Here is a 25,881-nt window from a genome sequence, read left to right on the forward strand (position 1 = left end):
CTAAGTTACGCCGATTCCATCCGAAAACTTCCTCTGCATAACTCCGTTCGACTTGCATGTGTTAGGCACGCCGCCAGCGTTCATCCTGAGCCAGGATCAAACTCTCTTGTTTAAGTGTTTAACCCAGCTAAGATTAACTCTAGCTAATGTTTAACCGTTGCTTGTTTCCAAGCGTTTCTTACTGTTTTGGGTGTCTTAAAGGTCTTCTTCCGAAGCTTTAAAACTTGTTCTCTGAATTTTCTTTTTTAGAATTTTCAGGGTTGCATTACTGTTTATTTGTCAAGGTTCTGTGTGTTGCTTTCTCAGCCGCAACAGTTGACATCTTATCACATGTCGTTTGGACTGTCAAGCACTTTTTTCAACTTTTTTTGTTTCTTTCAAGTTGTTGTTGCACCGTTGTTCGCGGTGAGTCTTATTTTAGCATCATGTATCATAAGATGTCAACAGCTTTTTTCAATTTTTTTACAAGTTTTTGGAATATTTTAAAAAGCCCAATATATTGTGGTAGTGCGTTCTATATATTGTGTTAAAAGAGCTGGATATCTACTTTAAAGCAGATATCCAGCCCGCGATATAGTTGGAATCATACAACCGGAGAAGCCATTCATTTTCATTTGTCCATTTCATTATCTGCTCGCCGAAGCTTCCCGTGGGAAAACTCTGTATAATAATGTAGGTAATCCACAGGGCGACTACTACTTCCATCAGGCCGGCGGCAATCCCCAGAAGGCTGTTGAACAGGTTTATGATGGGAAGGCCTGCTATGGTTTTCAGGGAACGCAGGACAATGCTGAGCAGATGGAACACAATTCCTGTAATAAGAATCAGTATGATGGCAATGATCCCATTTTGGTTATTGTGATCCATAAAGCTGGATATGGCCATAATGGCCAGCGCCAGGACAAACAGGGCTACCACCAGGGAAACAAGGCGGTTAACTTCCTCCGCCAGTCCTGTTTTAAATCCTCTGACAGCGCGCCAGATGCCAAGCGCTATGAGAATGATCAGCAGTAGGTTGATATTCATTTGTATACTCCTATTTCATTTCAATGATGTCAATGCTGTCCTTGGACACGGCGAGATACTTCTTGGCGCTGACAGGAGAAAACAGAAGCAGGGGATTCTCAAATTCGCCATGGAAGCGTACCAGTCCATGCAGGTTGGCAATCATACACTGTGTTTCATTATATATAATGATACTGTCCTTGTAGAGAATAATATCCTTATATTCAATATCAAAGTATTGGGAGGTTACTACCGTCCCTGATGTATTGTAAACATCCAGACGGTATTTTCCCTGGCCTGTGGTATCCAGGAAAACGAGTCCGATATAGCTTCCGCTGTAGAATACGCTCTGGATTTCGCCATCAAGGAAAACATCCGCGGAGCTTTTGGGCCGCTGGTCGCCGCTGTAAATGACAAGGCGGTTATCAGCAACGGCGAATGCCGTGTCGCTGCTCAGGAAAGTAATATAAGGAATCACAGCATCCACATAATCAGCGCCGCTGGCAAAGTTGTCCACAAAGTTCTGTCCTACAGAGCTGAAATTATAAAAGGCAACGCTGCTTTTAGTGGATCCGTTTTCTACCGCGATATAGGAAACCGCCATAAGCTTGCCATCCGGTGAAAGGGCCAGGGCGGCGGGATAGCCGCTTTTCTGCATGGTTGTTTTTACATAGGCTACTTTATCGCCCTGGGAGTTGTAGAGATAAATCCAGGTAATATTAGTATCCTCCAGGACTGCCGCCACCATACCGTTTTCAGATATCGCAAATTCCCTGATGGGAAGATTGGTGTCTATTTCCACGGAATTTCCGGCCTGATCTATGTTATGTATGATATGGCCATTGTAGTCTGCAACGGCTACCCTCGTTCCTGCCACTCTTACCATAGGATTCTGCATTTCATAGGTCTGATTCCAAAGGGCATTTCCTTTGGTGTCGGTGTAACTGATACCATCCTTGCTGTAGGTAAGAAAGCCATTGACATAGCTGAGGCAGGCAGCGCTGTCATACTGCTGTTTTTCTATGGAGGACAGGGTTATATAGCTGCTGAATACCTGGTTTTTTAACTGAACATATATTGTCGCTCCCAGTCCTGCACACAGAAGAAGCACCAGCAGTGTTCTGGTTATGATTGCCATTCTGTGCTTCAGGATCAGATCGCCAAAATTATGCGTATTCGGTTTTTTTTCTTTACGCTCTGCTTTTTTACGCAGATAATTACGTACATTTGGCATGGGAATCCTCAAATCTAATCTTTTATTATGGCCGATCCGATTAAAAAAAGCCTCGTTGATGCAAAATCACGCGGCTTTTTTCTCACCTTGCTCTGCCCTACTGGGATTATACCATAAATTTTCATTTAGGAAGTATAATTTTTTGGCCGGCAGCCAGGCGGTTCGGATCGGAGATGGAGTTCAGTTCGCATATTTCATCCATTTTATCGAGATTGCCGTAAAAATGCCGGCAGATATTGGCAAGATTGTCGCCGGATTTTACGGTATAGCTGGAGGGAACCGGTGCGGAGGCGGCCACGGCTTCGGAGGTGATGTCCGATGCAGGCTGCGCAGCATCCTTATTTTCATCGGGGGCCTGCTCTTTATTTGGGGATGGTGTCTGCTCTGCCTGGGCCTGTTGTCCAGCCTGAGCATTTTTTCCGGATGTGTTGTCTGCAACGGAAGTATTATTCATGGATGATGTATCAGCTGCAGCCTGTCCATCCTGTCCGACGCTGCTGACAGAGGAGGACATGGCTGGAAGGGAGTCCGTCTGCTGTGCCTCACCTGTTTGTTTTGTATCGGCCTGACCGGAAGCCGTCTGGGATGTGCCTGTCCGGGATGTACCAGTTTGGGATGTATCTGTCTGAGACGAACCAGCCTGGGTTATATCTGTCTGAGGCGAACCCGTCTGAGATGCATCTGCCTTAGACGAACCAGTTTGGGTTATATCTGTCTGAGGTGAACCAGACTGGGTTATTGCAGCCGGGTCTATGGACGAGGGATCCGTTACCGATACTGCTGCGTCAGACGGGCTGGCATCTGCGGCGGATGCTGACGCATTGGCGGACGCCTGGGCGGAAGCATCGGTATTGGGGGGCTGCACCGGATTGTCACTGCCGGGAAGGGAAGCCTGTTTTTCTTCGATTTGCAGCGCGCTGTCAGCCAATGCATATTCCGAGGTTTCGGTTTCCGGCTGATGGGCGGCGTCTGCGAAGAGATTTCCGGCTTCTTTCATATCATTATAACGGTTAATGGAGGTAACGCCGATTCCACAGAGAACCAGGAGAATCAGCAGTCCTGCCGCCCGGCTTAAAATGGAGGAACTGCTGCCTGACTTCCTGCCGGCCGGTTTTCTGCCGTCTGTAGTTTGGCTGGCTGCATTTCTGCCATATGAATAGCTGTTGCCGGCATTTTGGCCATCCTGATATCTGCTTTCTGTGCTTTTGGCGTCTGTACTTTTGCCGCCCGGATATCCGCTGGCCGGGTTACCAAACAATGAACGTCTGCCGGAGGACGGTTTTCTTTCATAAGCTCTGGAATCCGGTCTGCCCAGGTCCGGTGCTTCGGCAGCCTGCATCATTTTTTCGCTGTCTTCCCGTTTTTCCGGGGAATCTATGTCGTAGCTTCTGGGCATGCGCAGGATTCTTCTGGGTTCCTGTGCGGAGGGTTCGGTTTCCGGTATGCCCTCGGGACTGTCTCCCGCTCTTTTCCCCATGATATTATCTCTGGCCTGTCCGCCTCTTGTTTTTCGTTCAAAGCTTCGGGAGGACGCCCGGGGCACTACCTCCTGCACGGTTTCTCCCGGCTGGTTCTGATGTACCGCAATCAGGTAAGACTGCATGTCCTCATTTTGTTCATAAAAAATAAAGTAGCCTTCCAGAGGGGCTGCATAGCCGTCTTCAAAAAAAAGCCAGGCTTCTTTATCATCATAGGTCGCCTCACCGATTCTGCTCTGTTTTGCAAAATATCGTCTCGCTGTGATCTCCCATCCGGGGCCTTCCTTGGCCGCACCATAAATAAAATAGTAACGGACATCCCCTTCCTTCTCTGTTTTGCCATAGAGGCAGAAATCCGCCGTTCTGCCTGTATCCCGGCATTGGGACAAATAAGTATGTACGTAGTCTTCTATGTATATTTTGTGACAGGAGTCCACGCCGCCTGCCTGCACTACATTTTTAGGTATCTGCATACTGCCACCGCCTTTTTTTCTTTCAATATAGCAGAGAAAGGACGCATATTTTGGCGGAATACGCGGCGTTGGCAACATTCTTTCCGACAAAAAACGGCAGGAGACAGGGCTGTTCCTTTTTTCAGGAAATCAGCCCGGTTCCTGCCGTATGTGGCCTGGCTTTTTCTACATTATATGCCGCTTGTTTCCTAATATAAGGGGAACAGGCAGTTTATTCAAAACGGAAAATGGTAACGGTGTTGTATTCCTTGTCCGGTCCGAATACGGCGGACGGGAAATCGGGTTCGTTGGCCGTGTCAGGATAGAACTGTGTTTCCAGGCAGAAGGCTGTGCGGTTTCCGTAGTTAGCTCCGCCCTTGCCGGTCTGTTCCGCCATGCCGTTGCTGGTATAGAACTGTACGCCGGGCAAATCTGTGAAAACCTTCATAGTCCTGCTGCCGGACGGATTGGAAGCCTCAGCAACAAGTCTTACGTTTCCGTCATAGTTATCCAGGCACCAGTTATGGTCATAGCCGCCTACAAGCTCCAGCTGTTCCCATTCTTTGTCAATATCGGCTCCGATTTTCTTGGGGGCGTTGAAATCCATGGGTGTGCCTTCTACAGGAAGCAGTTTTCCGGTGGGGATGGCTCCGGGAAGAATTTCAGTAAAGTATTTGGAGTGCAGTGTTACCAGATGATTGGAAATATCGCCTGCATCATGACCGTCCAGGTTAAAATAGGAATGGTTGGTCATGTTGAAAATTGTGTTTTTATCACTGATTCCGTGATATTCCAGCTTCAGTTCGTTTTCTTCATTTACGGTATATGTAACCTGCAGCTTCTTGTTTCCGGGGAAGCCCATGTCTCCGTCAGGCATATCCAGAGAAAAAACAACGCCGCTTTCCACTTCGCAGGCATCCCATACTCTCTTATGGCTGCCCAACTCTTTATGGCTGTGCAGGTTGTTCACGCCGTCATTGGGGTCCAAATGATATTCCACGCCGTCCAGGTTGAATTTTGCATTGGCAATTCTGTTTGCATTCGGGCCGATTACCGAGCCGAAAAAGCATCCGTTCACAAAATAATCAGACAGCTTGTCGTAGCCCAGAACCACATCCGCTGAATGGCCGTTTTTATCCGGTACGATTAAATCCACAAGGATTGCGCCGTAGCTCATCACTCTGGCCTTCATCCCTCTGCTGTTTGTAAGGGTATAGATGTATACCTCTTTCCCATCTTTAGTAGAACCGAAAAGTTCCTTTTGTACTCCCATTTCTCGCTCCCTTCCGCGTGCCCGGGCACGCTAACACGCACATATGTTTTCTACATTTCCACTCTGCCTTCCAGCGCACGCAGCAGAGTCACCTCGTCTATATATTCCAGGTCACCGCCGACCGGAACGCCGCTGGCAATTCTTGTCACCTTGACTCCGGTTGGTTTGATCAGCTTCCCTATATACATGGCAGTTGTTTCCCCCTCCAAGCTGGAGTTGGTGGCGATGATCACTTCTTTTACATCGCCTGTAAGCCGGTGCATCAGTTCCTTGAGCTTGATATCGTTTGGCCCGATGCCGAGCATGGGGGAAATGGCGCCGTGCAGGACATGGTATACGCCCTCATATTTTCCCGTCTTTTCATAAGCTGCAAGGTCTCTGGTATTTTCCACCACCATGATAACGGAATGATCTCTGCGGTCATTGGCGCAGATAGGGCATTTTTCGGAGTCGGTCAGCGTATAGCATTCCTCACAGTAGCGGACATGCTCCTTGGCCTCCGTCATGGTTCTGGCCAGCTTTTCCACCTTGGCCTTCGGCATGTTGATTATATGGAAGGCAAGGCGCTGCGCAGATTTGCTGCCAATGCCGGGAAGGCCTGCCAGTTCATCAATTAATTTATTAATGTATCCGCTGTAAAGATCCATCAGAAGGGAAAGCCTCCGCCCAGACCGCCGGTCATTTTATTCATTACCTCCGCATTGGCTTCCTCGGCCATGCGTATGGCTTCATTTACTGCGGCAACCACCAGGTCTTCAAGCATTTCGATATCGTCGGGATCAACTACTTCCTCTGTAAGCTTTACCCTGGTAACCTCCTTCTTTCCGGTTACGGTAACCTCTACCGCCCCGCCGCCTGCTTTCGCCGTAAATTCCTTGGTTTCCAGTTCTTTCTGGCTTTCCTCCATCTGACGCTGCATTCTCTGTGCCTGCTTCATCAGGTTATTCATGTTTCCGGGCATTCCGCCTCCGGGAAATCCGCCTCTTTTTGCCATAATAAATCCTCCTTATTTCTGCCTGGTTGGTAACTGTTCAGTACCTGCAGTTGCATTAATTGTATTATTTGTACCGCATTGCAGGCTTTCTGTCAATGGCCTGCTTAAGCTGTTTCATCTTCTGCTCTTTATTATAACGGTTCAGACAGCCGGGCTGTTACTCTTCTTCTATTTCCATGTGGATGATCTGTGTGAGATCCACGTAGGAATCCTCAAAGTCCCTGTCGGAACGGGAGGCTGTGATACTGACCTCTATCTGCTTTTGCGAAAATTCAGAAAGAAGCTTCTCCAGCTCCTGTTTGTTGCCTTCCTGCTTGAGGAAGTAATCGGAAGCCAGGCCATCCTCCACTACCAGCATCAGCCGGTTATCGCCCCCAAGGCTGAGTTTTGCTTTTTTCAGATAGAGCTTCATGGGCATAGCGGTCTGACCCACCAGGGTGGGCCAGTTGGCCACTATTTTGGAGACATCCTCAGGTATGGCCTTGGGCAGTTCTGCCCTGGTAAGGGATGACTGCGCGGCTCCGGAAGGGGCGTTTGCGGCAGTGCCTCCTGCGGCCTGGGTTCCGGCCGGGGCCTGCATGACAATGCCTTTTTCCAGCTGCTGTTCCACCGCGCGCAGCCGGTCAAGAAGGGAGTCCTGGCTGACCTCCATCTGCGGGCGGCACAGTTTGATCAGCGCCATTTCTATCAGAATGCGCTTCTGTCCGGCGTAGCGGATACGTCCGGAAAGCTCCGACAGCTCCCTGATGTAGCGCATAATTGCATCGGGTTGCGCCATTTCGGCCTCTTCTTTTAAGCGTACCAGATTATCACTGGATACGTCAATGACATCTTCAATCGCGCCTTCATCCGAAGTTTTGATAAGAAGCAGGTTCCTGAGATACCATGCAAAATCGGACACAAACTGGGTAAGCTCCCTTCCCTGCATGACGATTTCTTCCAGGATGCCGATACAGTCAGTAACGCTTCTGTCCAGGACGGCGCGCAGAAGGCGGCTGAAGACCTCGGTATCCACCGCGCCCAGCACATCCAGAACCATGTCATAGGTGAGTTCCTTCCCATAATGGAAGGCGATGCACTGATCCAGAAGGCTCAGGGCGTCACGCATGGAACCGTCCGCAGCCTTTGCCACGTAGCGGAGCGCTTTTTCTTCCACCTGCTGCTGTTCCTGGACCATCAGCTCCCGCAGCCGGCCGGTGATGGTATCGATGGTTATTCGTTTAAAATCGTAGCGCTGGCACCGGGAAAGGATGGTCACCGGGATTTTATGCACTTCTGTGGTTGCAAGGATAAAAATAACATAGGAGGGCGGTTCCTCCAGCGTTTTGAGCAGGGCGTTGAAGGCCCCTATGGAAAGCATATGCACTTCGTCGATGATATAAACCTTGAACCGTCCTTCTGCCGGTGAATAGGAAACCTCATCCACAATTTCGCGGATGTTGTCCACGCCGTTGTTGGAGGCGGCGTCGATTTCGATCACATTCATGCTGGCTGCCGCCGCAATGGCGCGGCAGCTCCGGCACTCACCGCAGGGAGAGCCGTCAACCGGGTGTTCACAGTTGACGGCTTTCGCGAAAATTTTTGCTATGGTTGTCTTTCCTGTTCCTCTTGTCCCGCAGAACAGATAGGCATGTCCGATGCGGTCCGCCTCTATCTGGTTCCTCAGTGTCGTGACAATGTGGTCCTGGCCCTTCACGTCCTCAAAGCGTTCCGGGCGAAATTTACGGTAAAGAGCTGTGTAAGACATTTTTTACCTCATCTTCCATTCTTAATCTCCGAAGCTGATTCCCAGCATCTTGGCTTCCTTTACAATGGATGAACCGGGATCCACCATCTTCAGCTTGCCGGCTACTTCTTCCAGAGGGACTTTTACAATTTCACGGTTTTTATAGCCAACCATGAAGCCGTATTCTCCTTTCAGAATCAGTTTGCCTGCCTCTGAACCGAGCCTGCTGGCAAAAACTCTGTCATACGGGCACGGGGTGCCGCCTCTCTGGGTATGTCCGGGTACAGTGACACGGACCTCCATTCCGCTCTTCTTGGCAATCTGGTCCGCAATCTCATAGGAAACTGAAGGATAGGTGTAATTCTCCAGTTTTTTCTTGTATTCTTTCTTGGAGAGCTTGGCATCTTCCTTGGAAATGGCGCCTTCTGCCACCGCCAGGATGGTAAAGCGGCTGCCTCTGTCATGGCGCTCTTTGATTGCGTCAATCACTTTATTGATGTCATAGGGGATCTCCGGTATCAGGATGACGTCAGCGCCGCCTGCCATGCCCGCATTCAGCGTAAGGAAGCCCACCTTATGGCCCATCACCTCTATAATGAATACTCTTCCGTGGGAGGCTGCCGTGGTATGGATGTTGTCAATTGCCTCCGTGGCTATATTGACCGCGCTCTGGAAGCCGAAGGTCATATCTGTGCCCCAGAGGTCGTTGTCTATCGTCTTGGGGAGGGTGATGATGTTCAGGCCTTCCTCTTTGAGCAGGTTGGCTGTTTTATGGGTCCCGTTTCCGCCCAGGATAACCAGGCAGTCCAGCTGGAGCTTATGGTAGTTCTGTTTCATGGCTTCCACCTTGTTCAGGCCGTTTTCATCCGGTTCCCGCATCAGCTTGAACGGCATGCGGCTGCTTCCCAGGATGGTGCCGCCCTTTGTCAGGATGCCGGAAAAATCAGAACCGGTAAGCATGCGGAACTTTCCGTAAATCAGGCCTTTATAGCCGTCAAGGAAGCCATAAATCTCCACGTCTTCCTTCGCATTGAACAAAGTTTTGGCAACGCCCCGCATGGCCGCATTCAAAGCCTGGCAATCCCCGCCGCTGGTTAACATTCCAATTCTCTTCATGGATAGAACCCTCCTTTATTTTTGCCATCCCGATTCCCTTCTCTGTGAGAAAACCGTTCTGTATGCAGTGTCTCCCGCCAATCGGGAAATACACCAATATATCTAAAATTATATAATATTTCCAAAGGGATGTACATCGTTTTTTTCCGGGGGGGGAGGGGTTCAAGGGAGTTGTGTCAGGGGGCGGCCTGGGGGTGAGGGGGAGGGGAGGTGCTGTTTTTTGCAGGCGGGCGGCGGTATGGGCAGGGGGGAACCGGGGGCGGGGGGACGGCAGGGTGGTTTGGGATACTATTCAGTTTTGGGCAGTTTCTAAAAGTGTCTGAAGGAAGCTTGGGCGATCTTGATACGGCAGGAACTCGTCGCTGGCGCTCCTCAGACAGCTGCCGTATTGTAGATTAAGCTTCCTTCAGACGCTTTAAGAAACTGCTCCAAAACTTCTTAAGTATCCCTAACCATCCCTGCCGTCCCCCCGCCCCCGGTTCCCCCCTGCCCATACCGCCGCCCGCCTGCAAAAAACAGCACCTCCCCTCCCCCTCACCCCCAGGCCGCCCCCTGACACAACTCCCTTGAACCCTGGAGGCAGCGTAAGGTTTTTTAGGGCGGAAGTGAAGTAATTCGGGGAGTGTTGAGGAAGGATGATGGGGGAATGTTGGTTTCAGATCGGAAAGGTCAGCGTATTTCGTGTGTTGAGTTCAGGGAAGTGATTTAGGTGTGCCGGAATCCATCCTGTAAAGCGATTGGGATGGATTCTGGCAGTAACTGTGAAAGGAATGTAGAGTTATAAATTTTATGACATTTATAATCGGAGGGATGTCAGCATTGGTAGATGGCGGCGCCTTTGGGGGGGAGTTGGAGGGTGGTTCCGGCTTTGCAGGAGCGGTTTTCCAGGAGGCTTGTGCCATCGGTTTCCAGGGGGAGGGAGACGGGAAAGTCGTTGTGGTTGAGGAAGAAGAGGAATCTTTTTCCGTCTTTGTCCCTTTCTGTGATTTCCACGCCTTCACAGGGTGGGTATACGGGGGTGATCTTCTGTTCGTCCAGTATGTGCTGCAGGAAATCTGCATAAAAGTCTTTGTCGGATCGGGTGGCTACGTAGTAGGCGTGTCCTTTTCCGTAGGCGTTGGCGGAGAGCACGGGGGTCCCTGCGTAGAAGTCGCTGTCGTAAACGGCGAGGGGCTGCGCTGTTTCCATGTGCATGATGTCGCAGATAATTCCGGCTTCGTGGGTTTTTCCGTTCCAGGTGAAGCTGTTCTTCATATAGGAGGGGAGGGCGTCTGTTTCTTCTACCCAAATACCCAGGATGTCGCGCAGTTTTCCGGGATAGCCGCCGGTGATAACCAGATCGTGTTCGTCTACGATGCCGCTGAAGAAGGTGGTGACAAAGGTGCCGCCTTCCCTGACAAAGCTGCGGATTTTTTCATCTGTGCCGGGTTTCGTCATATAGAGGACGGGGGCGATAACTACGCTGTATTGTGACAGGTCGTCTTCTGTGGAAATGATGTCTGCGGGCACGTTTTTTTCGTAGAGGGCTGTATAGTAGAGGAGAATTTCGTCCATGTATTTCAGTTCGCAGCTGGGGCCGGCGGAGTATTCCAGAGCCCACCAGTTATCCCAGTCCACCATGATCGCAGCCCGGGAGGGTGTCCTGGAGTCAAGGGTGAGGTCGCCCAGGGCTTCCAGTTCATGGCCAAGCTGGCTGATCTCACGGAAGACGCGGGTATTTTCGTTGCCTACATGGTCGATGACTGCGCCGTGGAATTTTTCACAGGCGCCGATGCTTCTTCTCATCTGGAAAAACATGACCGCATCCGCACCGTGCGCTACTGCCTGGTAGCTTAAAAGGCGCATGACGCCGGGGCGTTTGAGGAGGTTATAGGGATGCCAGTTGGTTACGCTGGGCGTCTGTTCCATGAGAACAAAGGGGGCTCCCTGCTTCAGGCCACGGATGAGGTCGTGTCGCATGGCCACAGCCGCGTTGGTATCCACAGTGTCGGGATAGTTGTCCCAGGAGGCAAAGTCCAGATATTTCGCCCATTTCTGGTAATCCAGGGGTTTATAAAAGCCCATGAGGTTGGTGGTGACCGGGATGTTGGGGGTTACGGCTTTTACAGCCTCGTATTCCGCGCGGTAATTATTCAGCATGGAATCGGAGTTAAAACGGCGGTAGTCCAGGGAAATCCCCTGGAAGGTGGTGCGGTTTTCCGCAAAATGTTCGCTTTGCAGGTTGGGCGCCACGATTTCATCCCAGTCGTAGAAGGTATGGCCCCAGAAGCTGGTGTTCCAGGCGCGGTTGACTTCTTCTATGGTGCCGTATTTTTCCTTCAGCCATACGCGGAAGGCTTTTTCACAGTTTTCGCAGTAGCATTCTCCGCCGTATTCGTTGGAGATGTGCCAGGCTACGATATTGTCATATTTTCCGTATCTTTCAGCCAGCTTTTCGGCCAGCGCCCTTGAATATTTCTGATAGACGGGGCTGTTGGGGCAGGAATTGTGGCGGCTGCCGAATTTACGTTTCATGCCGTTGAATTCCGTGCGCAGCACCTCCGGGTATTTTTTTGCCATCCAGGCGGGGTGGGCGGCGGTGGAGGTGGCAAGGACTACCTTCAGGTGATTCCTGCGCACCAGGTCCATTATTTTGTCCAGGCGTTCAAAATGGTAGGTTACCTCGTCAGGCTGCAGGGCCGCCCAGCTGAATACGTTCAGTGTTACGCAGTCTATCCCTGCCAGATGGAACATGCGCATATCTTCTTCCCATACGGATTCCTCCCATTGCTCGGGATTATAGTCTCCGCCGTATAACATTTTTTTTGCCATATTTTCTCCCTTCTGCACACAGAATCGCGCACAGGCAATTTATTGTGAAAAATTGTTGCAGTACGGATAACCGTACTGTTACAGAGCCGGGGGTCTTTCCTGCTTTTCTTTCCGGTTCTGTATTTTTAGGGGTTCCAGTGAAAACGGGTGTTCAGCCATTCGCAGCTCATTTCGAACCAGTGGGCCACGTGGGGGTAATCGTCTCCCACCTCTTCAGTGCACATGGACAGGCCGTGGTGGCCGTGTTCAAACAGGTGGCATTCCGCAGGGATGCCGTGTTCGTAGAGGCTTTTAACAAAGCGCATGGTGTTGGCTACGCAGACACAGTCGTCATCCATAGTATGCCAGCAGAAGGCCGGCACCGTTTCTTCATTGACCTGTTCTTCCAGGGAGAAAAAGGCTTCCTCCTCCGGAGTGCGGTCCGGTCCCAGCAGGGCGCTGAAGCTGTCATGCCATTCGGGATGTGCTTCCGGCCGGGCGGAAATCACGGGATAGCTGAGGACCATGGCGTCGGGGCGGTTTTTCCCAGGCTCTGAAGGATAAAATTCCCGCAGTTTTTCACTGTTCCAGTGGACGCCCAGGCTCCCCGCCAGATGGGCCCCTGCGGAAAAGCCGATGACTGCCATTTTTTCCGGATCCACGCCGTAAAGGGCGCTGTTTTCACGGATATGTACCACACTTTCGGACAGCTCGCCCAGAGGACGCAGGCCGGTGGCTGGGCGTTCCAGTTCCCTGCCTGTGGTGCTGTAGTAGAGGATAAATACCTGGAAGCCTTTGGCGAAATAGGCTTCAGCAATGGGATCGGCCTCTCTGTCGGAGCAGTATTTATAAGCTCCGCCGGGGCAGATTACGGCGCAGGGGCGTTTTTTCCTGTGCGCCATTTCTTCATAATAAGGATGCAGCCAGCCCACAAGAAGGGCCTGGGAATCCTGAATGGGATGAATTTCTACTGTTTTCATGTGTGCTCCTGTCTGGCGTGTTTTTCAGAATAATAATCGGACTCACGCTAAGCGCGGGTCCATTTTCGTTATACAATATCCTGTGATTACAGTCAACCTTTGAATGCGGTCCGCCGGAGGGATCTTTGTGTGAGCCGGTTCCGGCTTTCCGGGGAAACCATAAAGGCCCAGGAGGTCCGTCGTCCTGAGCTGTTACGGGAAATCAGCCTTTTACTCCGGCAAAGGCAACGCCTTCCACGATATACTTCTGGCCGATGCAGTAGACGATGATAATCGGGATGACGGAGCATACCGTACCCGCCATGATGGCGCCGTAGTCTGCGGAGAACTGCTGCTGGAAGCTTGCCAGTCCCAGCTGGATGGTTTTCAGCCTGTCGCTGTCCAGATAGATCATGGGGCCCATGTAGTCGTTCCATACGCTGTTGAAGGTGAGTACCGTAAGGGTAGCCAGGCCGTTCTGGGACAGGGGAAGAATGATTTTACGGTAGATGCCGAAGGTGGAGCAGCCGTCAATTTTGGCCGCCTCATGAAGGCTGTCGGGAATGCTCAGCATGTTCTGGCGCAGAAGGAATACGCCAAAGGCGCTGAAGGCCTGCAGGACGATGAGGGAAAGGTGGGTATTGTACATGCCGAAAGCCTTTACCACGATGAACTGCGGAATCATGATTGCATGCCAGGGAACCATCATGGTTGCCAGGTAAGCCACGAATATCTTGTCTCTGCCGGGGAAATGCAGTTTGGTGAATGCAAATGCCGCCAGGGAGCAGGTGAACAGCTGGAGCAGTGTGATAATGACCGCCAGCTTCAGCGTGTTCAGGAAATATTGCAGGAAAGGAATGCTCTGCCATACCTTTTCATAATTGAGGGTACGGAATACCTCGGGAATCCATTTTACGGGATAGGAGAAAATCTCCGAATTCAGCTTAAAGGAAGCGCTGACCATCCACACAAAGGGAACTAACATTGTAAATGCGACAATAGAACAGAAGAAAAAAATCAGGACGGTGCTGATTTTCATTTTCTTTTTGTTCTGTCCGTCTTTTGATTTTGCCATGCCAAACCTCCTTTAATCCTCGTTTACCCAGTTTTTCTGACCCTGCCACTGAATCAGTGTTATGATCAGAATGATTACAAACAGGAAATATGCAATCGCCGATGCATAGCCCATCTTCCATTCTCCGAAGGCTTCTTTATAAATACGGAATACCAGCACGCTGGTGGAGCGTCCGGGGCCGCCCTGCGTGGTAACGTTGATGATGTCGAATACCTGGAAGGACGCGATAAAGCAGAGGATGGTTACCATGAAGGTTGTGGGGGAAAGCATGGGCCAGGTCACATGCCAGAACAGTTTCCAGGAGTTGGCGCCGTCGATTTGGGCCGCTTCATATAAATGGTTGGGAATGCTCTTAAGCCCGCCCATGAACATGATCATGTAATAACCGGCCTGCTTCCACACAACGACGATGATAACCGTTAAAAGCGCTGTTTTTGTGGACATGAACCATTTGGGAAGATGCTCCTGGGCAATGCCGATGCCGCGCAGTACCTGGTTGACGGGGCCGTCTACCGGCTGGAACAGCAGCATGGCGATACAGCCAATGGCTACCATGGAGGTCAGGTTGGGGAAGAAGAACACGGTCTTGAAAAATCCGCCGCCAAACAGCTTCCGGTTCAGGGCCAGGGCCAGAATCAATGAAAAAGCAATGGTAAGCGGCACGCTCACCAGGGAGTAAATCAGGTTATTTACCAGGGCCGCCTTGAACTGGGAGTCCCCGAACATTTTGATGTAGTTGTGCAGTCCCACAAAATTCCATTTGAAACCGTTGTAGTCAGTGAAGCTGATTAAGAGTCCCAGGATGATCGGGATTGCTGTAAATTGAAAAATCCGATAAAATTGGGGAGCAGATACAGGTAACCTGAGATAGCTTCTCTTCTTGCCGCCCTGCTCATCCTTTTTTTAGGTTGTTTTTTTACGGAAGATGCCATATTCCCTCCTTTGTTGCATGCTGTGCCATGCAAATTAGCTGTGCATGTGTGCCGCCCTCCGTCCGGGAGAGCGGATGTTTACCCGGCAAAATCCGGCGCCCCTGTAATAGAGGTGCCGGATTGCGCGGGAAGGGACATCATGGTTCTGGGCAATGATGGTGGTTCCTTCAGGAGTGGTGCAATAGTATTCGATGAATTTATATGCTTCTTCCGGATGCTTGAAGTTGGAGGAGATTACCAGGTAGGAGCTCTGTCCAACGCTGGAGCCTTCCGGTTCGCCGTCGAAAATCGGCAGCGGCGCCGCGCCCCATTCAAAATCAGCTTCCATCAGCCGGAACATCCAGTCGCCGTTGATCATGGTGTAAATATTTCCTGCTTCAAAGTACGCCTTGATGTCAAAGGTTCCGGAGGTCATTTCTGCAATTCCGGGAGCGCTTGCGTCATCCACGTACATACGGTGCTGAATCTGTGCAAATTCTTTGGTTCTTGTCAGGCTTTCGTCATCCAGGTATTCGCCTGCTGCGACAGCGCCCAGGTGGGAGTCCAGATAGGCATCAGGCCGCCCCAGTATTTGGTTCCGCCTTCTTCACCGGTGAGCTCCTTAATCAGGTCAAGGTATTCGTTCCATGTGAGGTTTTCAGGATAATCGATTCCTTTTGCATCAAACAGTTCCTTGTTGTAGAAAAGCATCCAGCAGGAACCGCTTGTGGGGTATCCGTAAAAGGCGCCGTCAGCGTCGGTAACGCCTGCAAGGGAGGTTTCCTTGATGGGGGAAAGATCCACGCCGGATTTCTCAGCATAGGGGGCAAGGTTTACAAAAGCGCCGTTGGCGGTATACTGTGCCATCTGCGCAGGGGTACGTACCCAGTAGATGTCGGCGTCTGTGGAGCCGCCTGCTGTCATTACCTTAACCTTATCGTCATAATCGCCTTCTGCGATGCTGTGTCCCACCACTTCAATGTCGCTGTTGGCAGTGTTAAATGCTTCGATTTCTTTCTGTGCCACTTTTTCCAGGTCGGTGGAGTAGTAGAAATTTACTACTGTTTTATCAGAACCTGCGGCAGCTTCTGAGCCTGCGGCGCTTTCTGCGGTTGTGTCTCCTGATGCTGCGGTGCTTCCTGCATTGTCGGAAGAGCTTCCGCATTCTGCCAGCAGGGTTACTGCCATGGCAGCCGTAAGAAGAATGCTTAATGCTTTCTTTTTCATAATGTCCTCCTTTGAACTTTTGTTTCCAGTCACTTGATGTTTTCATTATAGCTTTTACATTCATTCTGAAAAGTCACAAAAAATCTACACCTTACAGGCATAAAAAAAGCGCCTGATTTCTTCGGTTTTTACCGTAAATCAGGCGTTTGGCATAAATTTTAAAGTTGGGGTGCAACAGCAGAACTGCAAAAAGAGGATGAATTTTTCTACACCCTCCCTCTGAAACTGATGTACGCAATAACAGTAATCAGGCGTATTTTCTTTGAAATATATGCGCTTGACGTGAAGCGTTAAAATGGGGGAGTTGAAATTTCAGCCCTTCTTCAATTTCGGTTCAGGTTGTTTCGTTCCTTCAGGTAATCCTTCATGGTCTGATCCAGAGTCTTTTCCCCTTTCAGGTATGAGACAGCTTCTTTATCAAAAATATCCCTCAGATCCTGATACAGAACGTGCTTGCCTTCTTCATTCTGCAGGATGGCGTCAAAGAAAAAGTTCACATGGATGGTGCCTGCGTTCTGCTTATAGCTTTCCCTGCCTTCTTCCGTAAAATAGGAGGGGAAGCAGTAGTGGGAGGCCAGGATGGAGGCCCCTTCTTCTCCGCAGGCAAACTCCAGGAATTCAAAGGCATTTTCCGGATAGCTGCTGCCGGAATAAACCGCCAGGTAGGAGTTGCTCCCCACAGAGGTTCCCGGTTCCACGCCCTCCGACAGGGGAAGCGGCGCCGCGTCCCAGCGGCAGCTAACGGTCCCGGAGGCTTCCAGGTTCTGAAGGATCTGTATGGTCCAGTCACCATTTATCATCATGCCGATTCCACCGTCCAGGAAGGCTTCATAGCCAAGGGTGTAGATTTCTTCCATTTCCACGGGGTTGGGATGGCTGTGATCCTGGTTGTAGAGTCTGTCCACCAGCTGCAGGAACTCTTTTGTGGCGGGAAGCCCGAAATCCCGGCGCACCAAATCCTTGATGGTTGCCACGTTTACAGGCTTACTATTCTTTTAGCGTACTTGATAACGATTTCTCCTTCGCTCGTCAGCTTGAGATTTCCCTCCCCGCGGACAAAAATGGTAACCCCAAGCTCCTTCTCCAGCTGCCTGACATGCTGGCTGGCAGCCGGCTGGGTAAGCGAAAGCTTCTGCGCCGCTTTGGTGAAACTGTTCAGTTCATTAACCGTAAGAAGAGTGACGAGAGCGATATTGCGCTGGCCTTCATCGCTTTCGGCGTGGGAAAGTTTTTTAAAAAGGATGTTTTAATGAAAACGGGCTGGAAGGTGGTAACCGTTACGCTTTGGGAATCTCTGCTGGCCGGCCTGCTTACCTTCAGTGTGGTGGTGGCTGTCATCAATGCCGGAAGCAGCGGCCATATCCGAATAATGGATGTGCGGATAAGAAGCTGTTCCGTCAGGTGGATCGTTTTACGCCTCCTGTGCTTTTCATGTTTTTCATTTTTTCTGTTCCGCATCATCGGGAAGTACGGCGGAATGTATCTGGGCTGCGTCCTGACTAAAATGCCGGCTTCCCACCGAAATTATATGGGGCTGGCGCTGATTCCCCAGGCAGGGGTGGCAATTGGCCTTGCTTTCCTGGGACAGCGGCTGCTTCCTGCGGAAATCGGAAATCTTCTGCTGACCATTATTTTATCCTCCTCTGTTCTCTATGAGCTGGTGGGGCCGGCCAGCGCAAAGCTTTCCTTCTTCCTTTCCGGAACAATCAAGAGGGAAACAAAGCCGAAAGCCGACAGGAATACGGGGAAGGAAAAGGTAAAAAAGTATCCCGGGAAAAAACCGGTTAAGAATGCGGGGTAAACTGTGACGTAAAAATGGTAACTCTGAAGGGACTGAACATCTGCCAAAAGTGCAAATCCGACCGCAGAATTGAAATTTACCACTTGCAGAATACGAAAAATTACTATAGAATATAAGTGCTGCCGGTTACGGCAGCACTCAGTATGTCCGGAGATGTATCGAAGCGGCCATAACGAGAACGACTCGAAATCGTTTTGTCCTTAACTGGGCACGTGGGTTCGAATCCCACCATCTCCGCTGAATAAGCTGTCGGTAGATACCGGCGGCTTTTTTTATTATCTGTTTTTTATTTTCTGCATACTTTCAGGCATTCCTCTGTTGTCCTGGTTAACAATGATGCTGCCTTTAACGAAAGCATAGATTGAACTCCAGGCTTTCCTCCTATATCCTGCGTCCCTGTTAGAAAAATATGCCCCAACTCCCAATTGTCAGTTTTTATTAAGAATTATGAAGATCATTTTTTAAGAAACAGCTACTATACTCTTAAGTATAACAAAAGCAAGTAGTACTCCTTCAGAAACAGAAAGAGCAGAAAGGAATTTATCCATGCGAATTAATCTAAACCACTTAAGCATGATCTATCCTAACGGCAGGCAGGCTTTAAAGGATATCAGCCTGACGCTGGAAAGTCCCAGCCTTATAGGCATGGTGACAGTAAGGCCGCTATCGAATCCGCTATCCTGGCTACCGGCCTGGAGGAAAAGAGGAAGGCGCGTATCAAAACCCTGTCAGGAGGACAGCGCCAGAGTGTGGGAATTGCACAGGTGCTGCTGGGCACGCCGGAGTTTCTTATTTTAGATGAACCTACGGTCGGCCTGGATCCGGAGGAGCGTATCCGTTTCCGTAAATTTTTCTCCCAGACAGCGCAGGATAAGCTGGTATTGCTTTCCACACATATCATCGAGGATGTACAGTCCGTATGCGACCGGCTCATTGTGATTGACCGGTGGCAGATTCTGTTTATCGGAAGGCCTGAGGAATTGGTTCTGCAGGCCAGGGGACATGTAGGGGTATTCCTGGAACAGGGCGGGGGTGAAAAAACTTCAGCACTCCGCATCATTTCACGGGTCAATACAGCGGAGGGCGTGCTGTGCCGGGGCGTGGCGGAGGTTCTGCCTCAGGAAGCCCGCAGCGTGGAACCCACTTTGGTGGACGCTTATTTATATCTCATCACACAGGAGGGAAAAACACAATGAAATTCCATTCTCTCTTCCGGGTGGAGCTGGAACGGCTTTTCAGAAGCAGGCTGACCGGCGCAGCTCTCGGTATTACCATAGCCGCGCCGGTGCTTGGCCTTACGCTCTACAGCCCTCTCTCCGGTTCGCTGAACTGTACCTTTCTCGCCAATCCCGCCCTGGCAGGTGCGCTGGCCGGCGCGTTGATTTTTGCGCTGCTCACCGTTCTGGAGCTGGACCGTGTCCACCGCAGCCGCACCGATGTCCTGACGGATTCCATGGTTTCCCCTCTCGCTGCGGAGGCCTCCCGGACGCTGGCCCTGCTGACGGCCGCCGCCGCTGCCGTTATAGCTGCTGTGTTAATATGGCTCCCCATTACGGCTGCGTTAACCGGCGCCATATTCCGGCCGGGCCTGTGTGCGGCAGTCTATCTGCTGGTAATTCTGCCCGCGCTCTGGTTTGCCATCCTTTTTACCGCTTCAGCCTATCAGCTCGTGTGAAGGCTGGACATCACACTGGTTGCCTTCACAGGCTTTTTCCTCTTAAGCCTGACCGCCTGGTCCGAAAACTGGCTTCTGCGGTGGGTAAATCCTGCTCTGGCTTATCTTTCCGACGATTTTGGCAACCTGCGGAGGCTTATGTCCCTTGGCTGGAATCGGCTTTTCTGGCTGCTGGCACTGGGCGGGCTCTGGTGTCTGTGCCTGTTGTGTACCAGGCGATATGGCAAAGGCACCTTCGGTTCCCTGGTACGGAATGCAAGAAAGTTTTATCTTCCCGTACTGTCCGTTGTACTGGCGGCGGCGAGCTTTCTGGTCTACACGAAACAGCCCTTTATCGATCATAGTGAAAAAGAAATTGATTACGATGCACACTACGACTTTGACTATAACGAGCACGTGACCTATTCCGCCATTACCGTGGACGCGCAGCCTTCTCTCTCCCGCGGCGGATTCCCAAAGGAATGGAATATTATGTCCCTGTATCAGGGAGAAACTGAAATCAGCGATGACTATATCTATCTTGCCCATCAGGATTTTTCGCCTATGCCGCGGGATTTTGCGGAGGGCACCAGGGAACAGGCGCCCCTTACGGCCAGGATCGCCCTGCCTGACGGGCTGCGGCCGGTTCTTTTTGGCACAGGCGAAGTGGAAGCGGAAAAAACTGAAAACGGTTCCACGCAATGGGTTCTGCACGATGCGGGCTGGAGCCTGATACTCTATGCCGGGGATTACATTTCCGAGCAGATTGACGCCGCAGGGCTGAACGTAGAATTCTTCTACAGTGCCAGGCACCAATTTATACGAACTGCGCAGAACCGTGCGGAGCAAATTCTTCTGGGGCCTGCTGGCGGTATGTCTGTTTTTCGGCTGGAATACGCTTAAGACCGCTACCATCCGGGGCGCGGCCCATACGGCTCCGTTTTCCCCCTGGAGCTTCGGCGCTTATCTGACCCGCCTCCTGCCGCTTCTGGGCGTGGCGCTGCTGTTTTTCCAATGGAACCAGTGCAATGAAAAATCCAGACGGTTCTGGATCCTCACGGATTCCACTCCCGTGCCTCCCGGACGGTATCTTCTGGTAAAATGCGCCGCCGCGGTCACGGCCTGGCTCCTGCTGGCGCTGAGCGTCACAGCCCTGGGAATCGTCTTTCTGACGGCGTTGTTTGGCGGCAGCGTGCCGGTGAGAATGCTGCTGCTGACGGCCGCCTTAGCACTGCTGCCATCACTTGTGTTCCTGACAGGCCTAGGGCTGCGGGTCGGACATATACACTCCCTCCTGATGTTTGTGCTGATGGCGTTCGCCCTCGCAGCGGGATTTGTCCCTCTTCCTATGAAGCTTGATCTTTACGGATATTCCTTCTTTACGGAATATCCGCTCACCCTGGGGCTGCCTGATCCGGCATTTTCCTTGCCGGCAGGCATGCTTGTATCAAAGGTCATATTCCTTCTCGCCGGAGCTGCTTTTCTCCTTCTGGCCATATGTAGGCGGAAAAAGGCTTCCTGAGCTTTCTGCTCAGGCTGCATCGCGGGGAATCTGCCGTAACGGCTGCACTTTGTCAAGCGTTACGCTTTTTCCCGCCCTTTGGCGTACTTCAGAAACCTGGCAATCTTTCCACGCACCTGTTTTCTTTCATTGTCACGGTTTCTTTCCGCAAAGGCAATCATTTTCTCCTGATAGCCGGGCAGGCATAAGAGGACGGAAAAGCAGTCGATCACATGGCCGACAGCCACGTTTCTGCATTCCGGGGAAAGCTCCTGTTTCCTGTAAAAATTATGGCTGTCTGTTTCCAGGAGGCGTGGAAGCACCGTATCCGCCGCTTCCGGATAGGCCTTCAGAATCCTGGGAACGCTTTGTACGACATTTCCGAACACCGCAATATCATCCGTATCCAGCAGACGCAGGTAGCGCCCGGCGCAATTTTCCCATTTTCTTTCCGTCTGCGAATCCAGCTCCAGCAGATTGGGGACGGACAGGATGACCCCCAGGCGGATAAATGCATTATCGCTGTCCAGGAGGGCAAAAAGCCGGTCAAAACAGGGGTACAATAGCTGCGGCCTGTCTTCGCTTATGTAACGCACAATCTTCTCCGCCATATATTTGGCGGCTGTTTTTTCCGTTTCCAGGATGTCCAGCAGATCCGTAAGCAAAATATGTTCTTCATATACCTGTGCGGCATAGCTCTCCGCCGGGTCTTTTTTTCTCAGCTTTTCCAGCAGTTCTTCTCTTTCCATAGCATTTTCCTCCTGCTTTGAGGATACACCCTCCCCCGCAGGGGAGGGTCAAGACGGTTATCGCTTCCTTTTCATAGTACCATGCGCCCCGTATAAGTCAATGCTTCCAGATTTTGCTGGGCTGTGCGCGGAAGGTAGGATATCGGAACAGCAGCGTTTTCAGCGCCGCCCAGTTAAAGGGATAAAGCGGCCACAAATAGCTTGTGCCCGCAAAGGTGGGGGTCGTGACGGCGGAGAGGATTACCAGTATCAGACCTCCCACAAACCCCCAAAGTCTAAAGACCGCAGTCATCAGTATCAAAAAGATGCGGTACACCCGGACGGCGTCGCTGAATTCCATGCTGGAAAGGGAAAGGCTGGTAAGAAGGGTCACCGCGGCATAGAAAAGGACCTCCACCGTAGCCCAGTTCAGGCTGACGGCAATGTCCCCGATAATCAGCCCTCCCACAATAGACAGGGAGCCGGCAAACCGGCTGGAACTGAGCGAGGCGGAATACTTGAACAGGTCCAGGCCAAATTCCACTACCAGCACATAAAAAATCAGGGTCGGCGCCGGAAGCGTGCCGTCTGCCAGCAGCTGCCACTTTTCTGTAATATCCGGGTAATAAGCGGTTATCAGCAGGAAAATGGGCATCAGGAGCAGACTGATAAAAATGCAGACAAAGCGCACAAGCCTGAAATAACTACCCACAATCGGGCTTTTATAATAATCCTCCGGGCTTTGGGTAAACTGGAAAAGTGTGCAGGGCAGAATCAGCGCCTCCGGGGAATTGTCCACAATCAAAAGCAGATAACCTTCCATCAGATAACTGCAGGCCACATCGGGACGCTCCGTGCTGTGTATGCATGGAAGCGGGTTATACCATCTTTTATGCACAAGCAGCTCCTCCAGGCTCTTGGAGCCCATTGTAAGGGAGGTTACCTGCAGGCTTTGAAGCTTTTTCCTCAGGGTATCAAGAAGCTCCTCGTTTATATAGCCCTTTATATAGGCGATTGCCACATCGGTTTTGCTTTCCGTGCCGACATTCTGTATTTCAAAGGTAAGCTGGGGAGAACGGATTCTCCGGCGTATCAGGTTGGTATTAAACAGCATGGTTTCCACAAAACCGTCGCGTGATCCTCTCGTCACCTTCTCCGTATCCGGTTCGTCGATGCCGCGGGTCGGATAGGAACGCACATCCAGGATGATCGCCTGGGCAAAACCATCTATCAGCAGAACGGAAGGGCCGCTGAGAACGTTTCTAACGATTGTATCCCAGTCATCCGTAAGGCTTGCCTGTGCGTACCCGATTCTGGCATTCATATAATTCTGTATATTTTCCACGACGGAATCCTTCATATAGAGAGGGTTCTGCAGATCGGAAAAAATCTGCTGCAGGATTTCTGTTTTGCAGAATCCGTTGATTCCTATCCAGTAGCCCCTGGTATCGCCCAAATACAGATCCCTTGTGATGAGATCGAAGCTGGTTCCAATGGGAAAAAGCTCTCCTGCCGTTTGTATGTTGTCGTCAATATTTTCTGATAGCTTATTCATAATGGGCTTATCCTCTATTTTTATTTTCGTAACTGCTTTGCCATGTGGACAGTTTCTTATTTTTTCCTACAGGATAGTATGTGCCGGCGGCGGAAACTCTATTCTTTTGTTCCTAAGACCTGTTTTTGCACTTTTATTATATTTTTACTTTTTATATATTTTCTGCTTTTTAAAGATTTACTATTGACAAGCATTACTGTATATACTATAGTTACAGCATAAACTGTAATTGCAATTTTTACAGAAACCAAACAACAATTTACAAAAGATAAAAGGAGGCTTATTTATGTCTATTACTACTATAGGAAAAGCAAATTTTGAAAAAGAGGTACTGCAGTCCGATCTTCCGGTTATGGTGGATTTCTGGGCGCCCTGGTGCGGTTACTGCCGCAGGTTAAGCCCTGTGGTAGATCAGCTTGACGGAGCTTATGAAGGCCGTCTTGTGATCGGCAAAATCAATATTGACGATGAACCTGAGCTTGCGGAAAAATACGCGGTGGAGACCATCCCCACGCTGATGCTGTTCCAAAAGGGAAAGGAACCCTCAGTGATTATCGCTCCCCAGTCCAGAGGCCAGGTAACGGAATGGCTGAAGGAAAACGGTGTGGAATAAAGCGGTCATGCTGAAAAAAGAAAGGAGTCTTCCATGAAATCAGATTATACAGACGTAGCTATCATAGGAGGCGGCCCCGGCGGTTATTCCGCGGCATTATACTGTGTCAGAAGCGGCTATTCCGTCCTGGTGCTGGAAAAGCTGTCGCCGGGCGGCCAGATGGCAACCACCGGCCAGGTGGACAATTACCCCGGATTTGACGAAGGGATAGATGGCTTTGAGCTGGGTGAAAAAATGCAGCGGGGCGCGGAGCGTTTCGGCGTGAAAACGGAATTCGACGAGGTCGTGTCCGTGGATTTGGCCTCCACTCCAAAACAGATCACCACAACCTCAGGCGTGATAAACGCAGGCACCGTTATTATAGCCACAGGCGCATCTCCCAGGCTGTTGGGACTCTCCGAAGAAAACGCATTGCGCGGAAGGGGCGTTGCCTACTGCGCCACCTGCGACGGGCAGATGTACAAAAATAAAACGGTCATCGTAGCCGGCGGCGGCAACAGCGCGGCGACGGATGCCCTGTTCCTCTCCAAGATATGCAGCAAGGTATATCTGGTCCACCGCCGTGACAGCCTGAGGGCATCCAGGATCTATCAGGAGCCTTTGGAAAAAAGCGGCGTGGAATTCTTATGGAACAGCAGGATTATAGAAATCCTTCATGACAAACGGGTGAACGGCGTACGGATCGAAAACGTAAAGGATCAAAGCATAAGGGATATTCCTGTTGACGGAGTTTTCGTGGCAATCGGGCGCGTTCCGGATACGGAGTTTTTCCGCGGGCAGATCGAGCTTGATCCCCAGGGTTATATCATCGCAGATGAAACGACGCGCACCAGCATTCCGGGCGTGTTTGCCGTGGGGGACGTGCGTACCAAACCGCTCAGGCAGATAGTTACCGCGGCGGCGGACGGCGCTACGGCTTCCCATTTTGTTGAAGAATATCTGATGTAATGAAAGGATTCTGCCAGGCGCAGGAATTTATTGCGCCCGAACAGGCAGTTAAAGGGCCCGTGAGGGTCAAAGGTCTCCACCTGAAGGAACCAGTTATCGCTTTTATGGTTTCTGTCCAGGAATTCGATTCCGGCCTGGAAGGTTTGGGTCTGTGCCATTTTTTCCACGGTATCCGCGTATTCCCGGTTCACCATGTCCTGCTTAACGCACTCTCCCAGATGCAGAGGCAGTTCTTTCTCACCTACGCAGGCCTTCCAGTGATCCCCCTCCTGACCGCGCACATTTTCCCAGCTGCTGTATCTGTTATGATAGGTGCAGCCTCCATCCTCCCAATAATGATAGTGGTCGCTGTTCAGATGGCTGTAAATGCCGTTTTTCTTCAGGATTTCCGGCATGGAATCATCGTAGGGTTCCATGGGGCCCCAGCTTCTGTGCAGGAAATTGTAACGTCCTGTGTGGATTTCCCGCCGTGCGGCATACAGGTAAGGCTTCCCACATAGCATTTGTCAAACGTGACGCAGCGGTCCGCAAGGCGTTTGAAATTCGGGGTTTGTGTCCAGTCACAGCCGTATGGGGAAAGCATGTGACGGTTCAGGGAATCGTACATTACCATGATTGCTTTCATAATTTTTCCCATCCTTATTAATTTGCAGCAATTGAATTATAATAATCTTTAATCTGATATTTTAGTCTACCATCGTTTCCCCGATTCCACAATTCCATTCTTTTCCGGTTACAGGACATGCCCCACTTCAAGATAAACGCATCAGCGTAGGCGATGCCCTTCCCGTCGTCCGAGGCTGCGGCTGCCGGATCTTTTTCCCGGACGAGATGGGGGTGT

At 50.9% G+C, this 25,881-nt stretch carries 22 protein-coding genes, 1 tRNA gene, 1 rRNA gene and 4 pseudogenes; 9 read left to right on the forward strand and 19 right to left on the reverse strand.

The window, feature by feature from the left end; translation table 11 throughout:
* The 16 genes and pseudogenes from FYJ45_RS20905 to FYJ45_RS32815 all read right to left on the reverse strand — a co-directional run.
* Positions 1–112, reverse strand: a 16S ribosomal RNA gene (locus FYJ45_RS20905); the annotation flags it as partial.
* Positions 113–543: 431 nt separating this feature from the next.
* Complete coding sequence (locus tag FYJ45_RS20910; RefSeq protein ID WP_102286815.1) at positions 544–1,026, reverse strand: CvpA family protein; 483 nt, start codon at positions 1,024–1,026, stop codon at positions 544–546.
* A 10-nt stretch (positions 1,027–1,036) separates the two neighbouring features.
* Positions 1,037–2,239, reverse strand: coding sequence for a DUF5711 family protein (locus tag FYJ45_RS20915; RefSeq protein ID WP_154467084.1), 1,203 nt, complete (start codon positions 2,237–2,239; stop codon positions 1,037–1,039).
* A gap of 121 nt (positions 2,240–2,360) precedes the next feature.
* Complete coding sequence (locus FYJ45_RS20920) at positions 2,361–4,190, reverse strand: LysM peptidoglycan-binding domain-containing protein (protein WP_154467085.1); 1,830 nt, start codon at positions 4,188–4,190, stop codon at positions 2,361–2,363.
* 211 nt (positions 4,191–4,401) lie between these two features.
* Positions 4,402–5,442, reverse strand: a complete 1,041-nt coding sequence (locus tag FYJ45_RS20925) for an aldose epimerase family protein (RefSeq protein WP_154467086.1) — start codon at positions 5,440–5,442, stop codon at positions 4,402–4,404.
* Between the two features lie 50 nt (positions 5,443–5,492).
* Positions 5,493–6,089: a recombination mediator RecR gene (recR, locus tag FYJ45_RS20930; protein ID WP_025487694.1), complete on the reverse strand. Its 597-nt coding sequence runs from the start codon at positions 6,087–6,089 to the stop codon at positions 5,493–5,495.
* Positions 6,089–6,436, reverse strand: coding sequence for a YbaB/EbfC family nucleoid-associated protein (locus FYJ45_RS20935; protein WP_154467087.1), 348 nt, complete (start codon positions 6,434–6,436; stop codon positions 6,089–6,091). Before FYJ45_RS20935 ends, recR begins: the two co-directional genes overlap by 1 nt.
* Positions 6,437–6,593: 157 nt before the next feature.
* Positions 6,594–8,183 (reverse strand): DNA polymerase III subunit gamma/tau, encoded by a 1,590-nt coding sequence (dnaX, locus tag FYJ45_RS20940; RefSeq protein WP_154467088.1) that lies wholly within the window; start codon positions 8,181–8,183, stop codon positions 6,594–6,596.
* Between the two features lie 21 nt (positions 8,184–8,204).
* Entirely contained in the window at positions 8,205–9,278 is a 1,074-nt protein-coding gene (locus FYJ45_RS20945; RefSeq protein ID WP_021634807.1) for a 6-phosphofructokinase, read from the reverse strand.
* An 813-nt stretch (positions 9,279–10,091) separates the two neighbouring features.
* The gene (locus FYJ45_RS20950) at positions 10,092–12,089 is read right to left on the reverse strand and encodes a beta-galactosidase (RefSeq protein WP_154467089.1); all 1,998 of its coding nucleotides are present in this window, start codon (positions 12,087–12,089) and stop codon (positions 10,092–10,094) included.
* 125 nt (positions 12,090–12,214) lie between these two features.
* Positions 12,215–13,048, reverse strand: coding sequence for an alpha/beta hydrolase (locus FYJ45_RS20955; RefSeq protein ID WP_154467090.1), 834 nt, complete (start codon positions 13,046–13,048; stop codon positions 12,215–12,217).
* Positions 13,049–13,250: 202 nt separating this feature from the next.
* Positions 13,251–14,102 carry a carbohydrate ABC transporter permease gene (locus FYJ45_RS20960; protein ID WP_021634866.1) on the reverse strand — a complete coding sequence of 284 codons (852 nt, stop codon included), beginning with the start codon at positions 14,100–14,102 and terminating at the stop codon, positions 13,251–13,253.
* 12 nt (positions 14,103–14,114) lie between these two features.
* Positions 14,115–14,852: a carbohydrate ABC transporter permease gene (locus tag FYJ45_RS20965; RefSeq protein WP_276892670.1), complete on the reverse strand. Its 738-nt coding sequence runs from the start codon at positions 14,850–14,852 to the stop codon at positions 14,115–14,117.
* A 263-nt stretch (positions 14,853–15,115) separates the two neighbouring features.
* Positions 15,116–16,240: pseudogene (locus FYJ45_RS33255) on the reverse strand (ABC transporter substrate-binding protein); the annotation flags it as partial.
* 323 nt (positions 16,241–16,563) lie between these two features.
* The gene (locus tag FYJ45_RS20980; RefSeq protein WP_154467093.1) at positions 16,564–17,214 is read right to left on the reverse strand and encodes an extracellular solute-binding protein; all 651 of its coding nucleotides are present in this window, start codon (positions 17,212–17,214) and stop codon (positions 16,564–16,566) included.
* Between the two features lie 2 nt (positions 17,215–17,216).
* Positions 17,217–17,483: a LysR family transcriptional regulator gene (locus tag FYJ45_RS32815; RefSeq protein WP_408609532.1), complete on the reverse strand. Its 267-nt coding sequence runs from the start codon at positions 17,481–17,483 to the stop codon at positions 17,217–17,219.
* 125 nt (positions 17,484–17,608) lie between these two features.
* Here FYJ45_RS32815 and FYJ45_RS33260 point away from each other — a divergent pair.
* From FYJ45_RS33260 to FYJ45_RS21015, 7 genes and pseudogenes are all read left to right on the forward strand, one after another.
* Positions 17,609–18,041, forward strand: a pseudogene (locus FYJ45_RS33260) (cation:proton antiporter); the annotation flags it as partial.
* A gap of 149 nt (positions 18,042–18,190) precedes the next feature.
* Positions 18,191–18,278, forward strand: a tRNA-Ser gene (locus FYJ45_RS20995).
* 455 nt (positions 18,279–18,733) lie between these two features.
* Positions 18,734–18,790: pseudogene (locus FYJ45_RS33265) on the forward strand (hypothetical protein); the annotation flags it as partial.
* Complete coding sequence (locus tag FYJ45_RS21000; RefSeq protein ID WP_334296514.1) at positions 18,791–19,237, forward strand: P-loop NTPase family protein; 447 nt, start codon at positions 18,791–18,793, stop codon at positions 19,235–19,237. It abuts the pseudogene before it with no gap.
* Positions 19,234–19,716, forward strand: a complete 483-nt coding sequence (locus FYJ45_RS21005; RefSeq protein WP_154467094.1) for a hypothetical protein — start codon at positions 19,234–19,236, stop codon at positions 19,714–19,716. Before FYJ45_RS21000 ends, FYJ45_RS21005 begins: the two co-directional genes overlap by 4 nt.
* Positions 19,717–19,854: 138 nt before the next feature.
* Entirely contained in the window at positions 19,855–20,598 is a 744-nt protein-coding gene (locus FYJ45_RS21010; protein WP_154467095.1) for a hypothetical protein, read from the forward strand.
* Positions 20,534–21,217 (forward strand): hypothetical protein, encoded by a 684-nt coding sequence (locus FYJ45_RS21015; RefSeq protein WP_276892659.1) that lies wholly within the window; start codon positions 20,534–20,536, stop codon positions 21,215–21,217. The genes FYJ45_RS21010 and FYJ45_RS21015 overlap by 65 nt, the downstream gene beginning before the upstream one ends.
* 59 nt (positions 21,218–21,276) lie before the next feature.
* Here the strand turns inward: FYJ45_RS21015 and FYJ45_RS21020 are convergent, their stop codons facing one another.
* Both FYJ45_RS21020 and FYJ45_RS21025 read right to left on the reverse strand, forming a co-directional pair.
* A complete protein-coding gene (locus FYJ45_RS21020; RefSeq protein ID WP_102286802.1) occupies positions 21,277–21,945 on the reverse strand; it encodes a hypothetical protein in 669 nt (222 codons plus the stop codon).
* A 97-nt stretch (positions 21,946–22,042) separates the two neighbouring features.
* Complete coding sequence (locus FYJ45_RS21025; RefSeq protein ID WP_154467096.1) at positions 22,043–23,479, reverse strand: spore germination protein; 1,437 nt, start codon at positions 23,477–23,479, stop codon at positions 22,043–22,045.
* A 286-nt stretch (positions 23,480–23,765) separates the two neighbouring features.
* Here FYJ45_RS21025 and trxA point away from each other — a divergent pair, with 286 nt between their 5' ends.
* Together trxA and trxB are read left to right on the forward strand one after the other, a co-directional pair.
* Positions 23,766–24,092 carry a thioredoxin gene (trxA, locus tag FYJ45_RS21030; RefSeq protein WP_154467097.1) on the forward strand — a complete coding sequence of 109 codons (327 nt, stop codon included), beginning with the start codon at positions 23,766–23,768 and terminating at the stop codon, positions 24,090–24,092.
* 33 nt (positions 24,093–24,125) lie between these two features.
* Positions 24,126–25,040: a thioredoxin-disulfide reductase gene (gene trxB / locus FYJ45_RS21035; protein WP_154467098.1), complete on the forward strand. Its 915-nt coding sequence runs from the start codon at positions 24,126–24,128 to the stop codon at positions 25,038–25,040.
* A 50-nt stretch (positions 25,041–25,090) separates the two neighbouring features.
* On the opposite strand, the pseudogene FYJ45_RS33270 reads toward trxB, so the two are convergent.
* Positions 25,091–25,665 (reverse strand): annotated as a pseudogene (locus FYJ45_RS33270) (sulfatase); the annotation flags it as partial.
* Positions 25,666–25,881: the final 216 nt, after the last annotated feature.

It is taken from the genome of Eisenbergiella porci (genome assembly GCF_009696275.1).
GTDB lineage: Bacteria > Bacillota > Clostridia > Lachnospirales > Lachnospiraceae > Eisenbergiella > Eisenbergiella porci.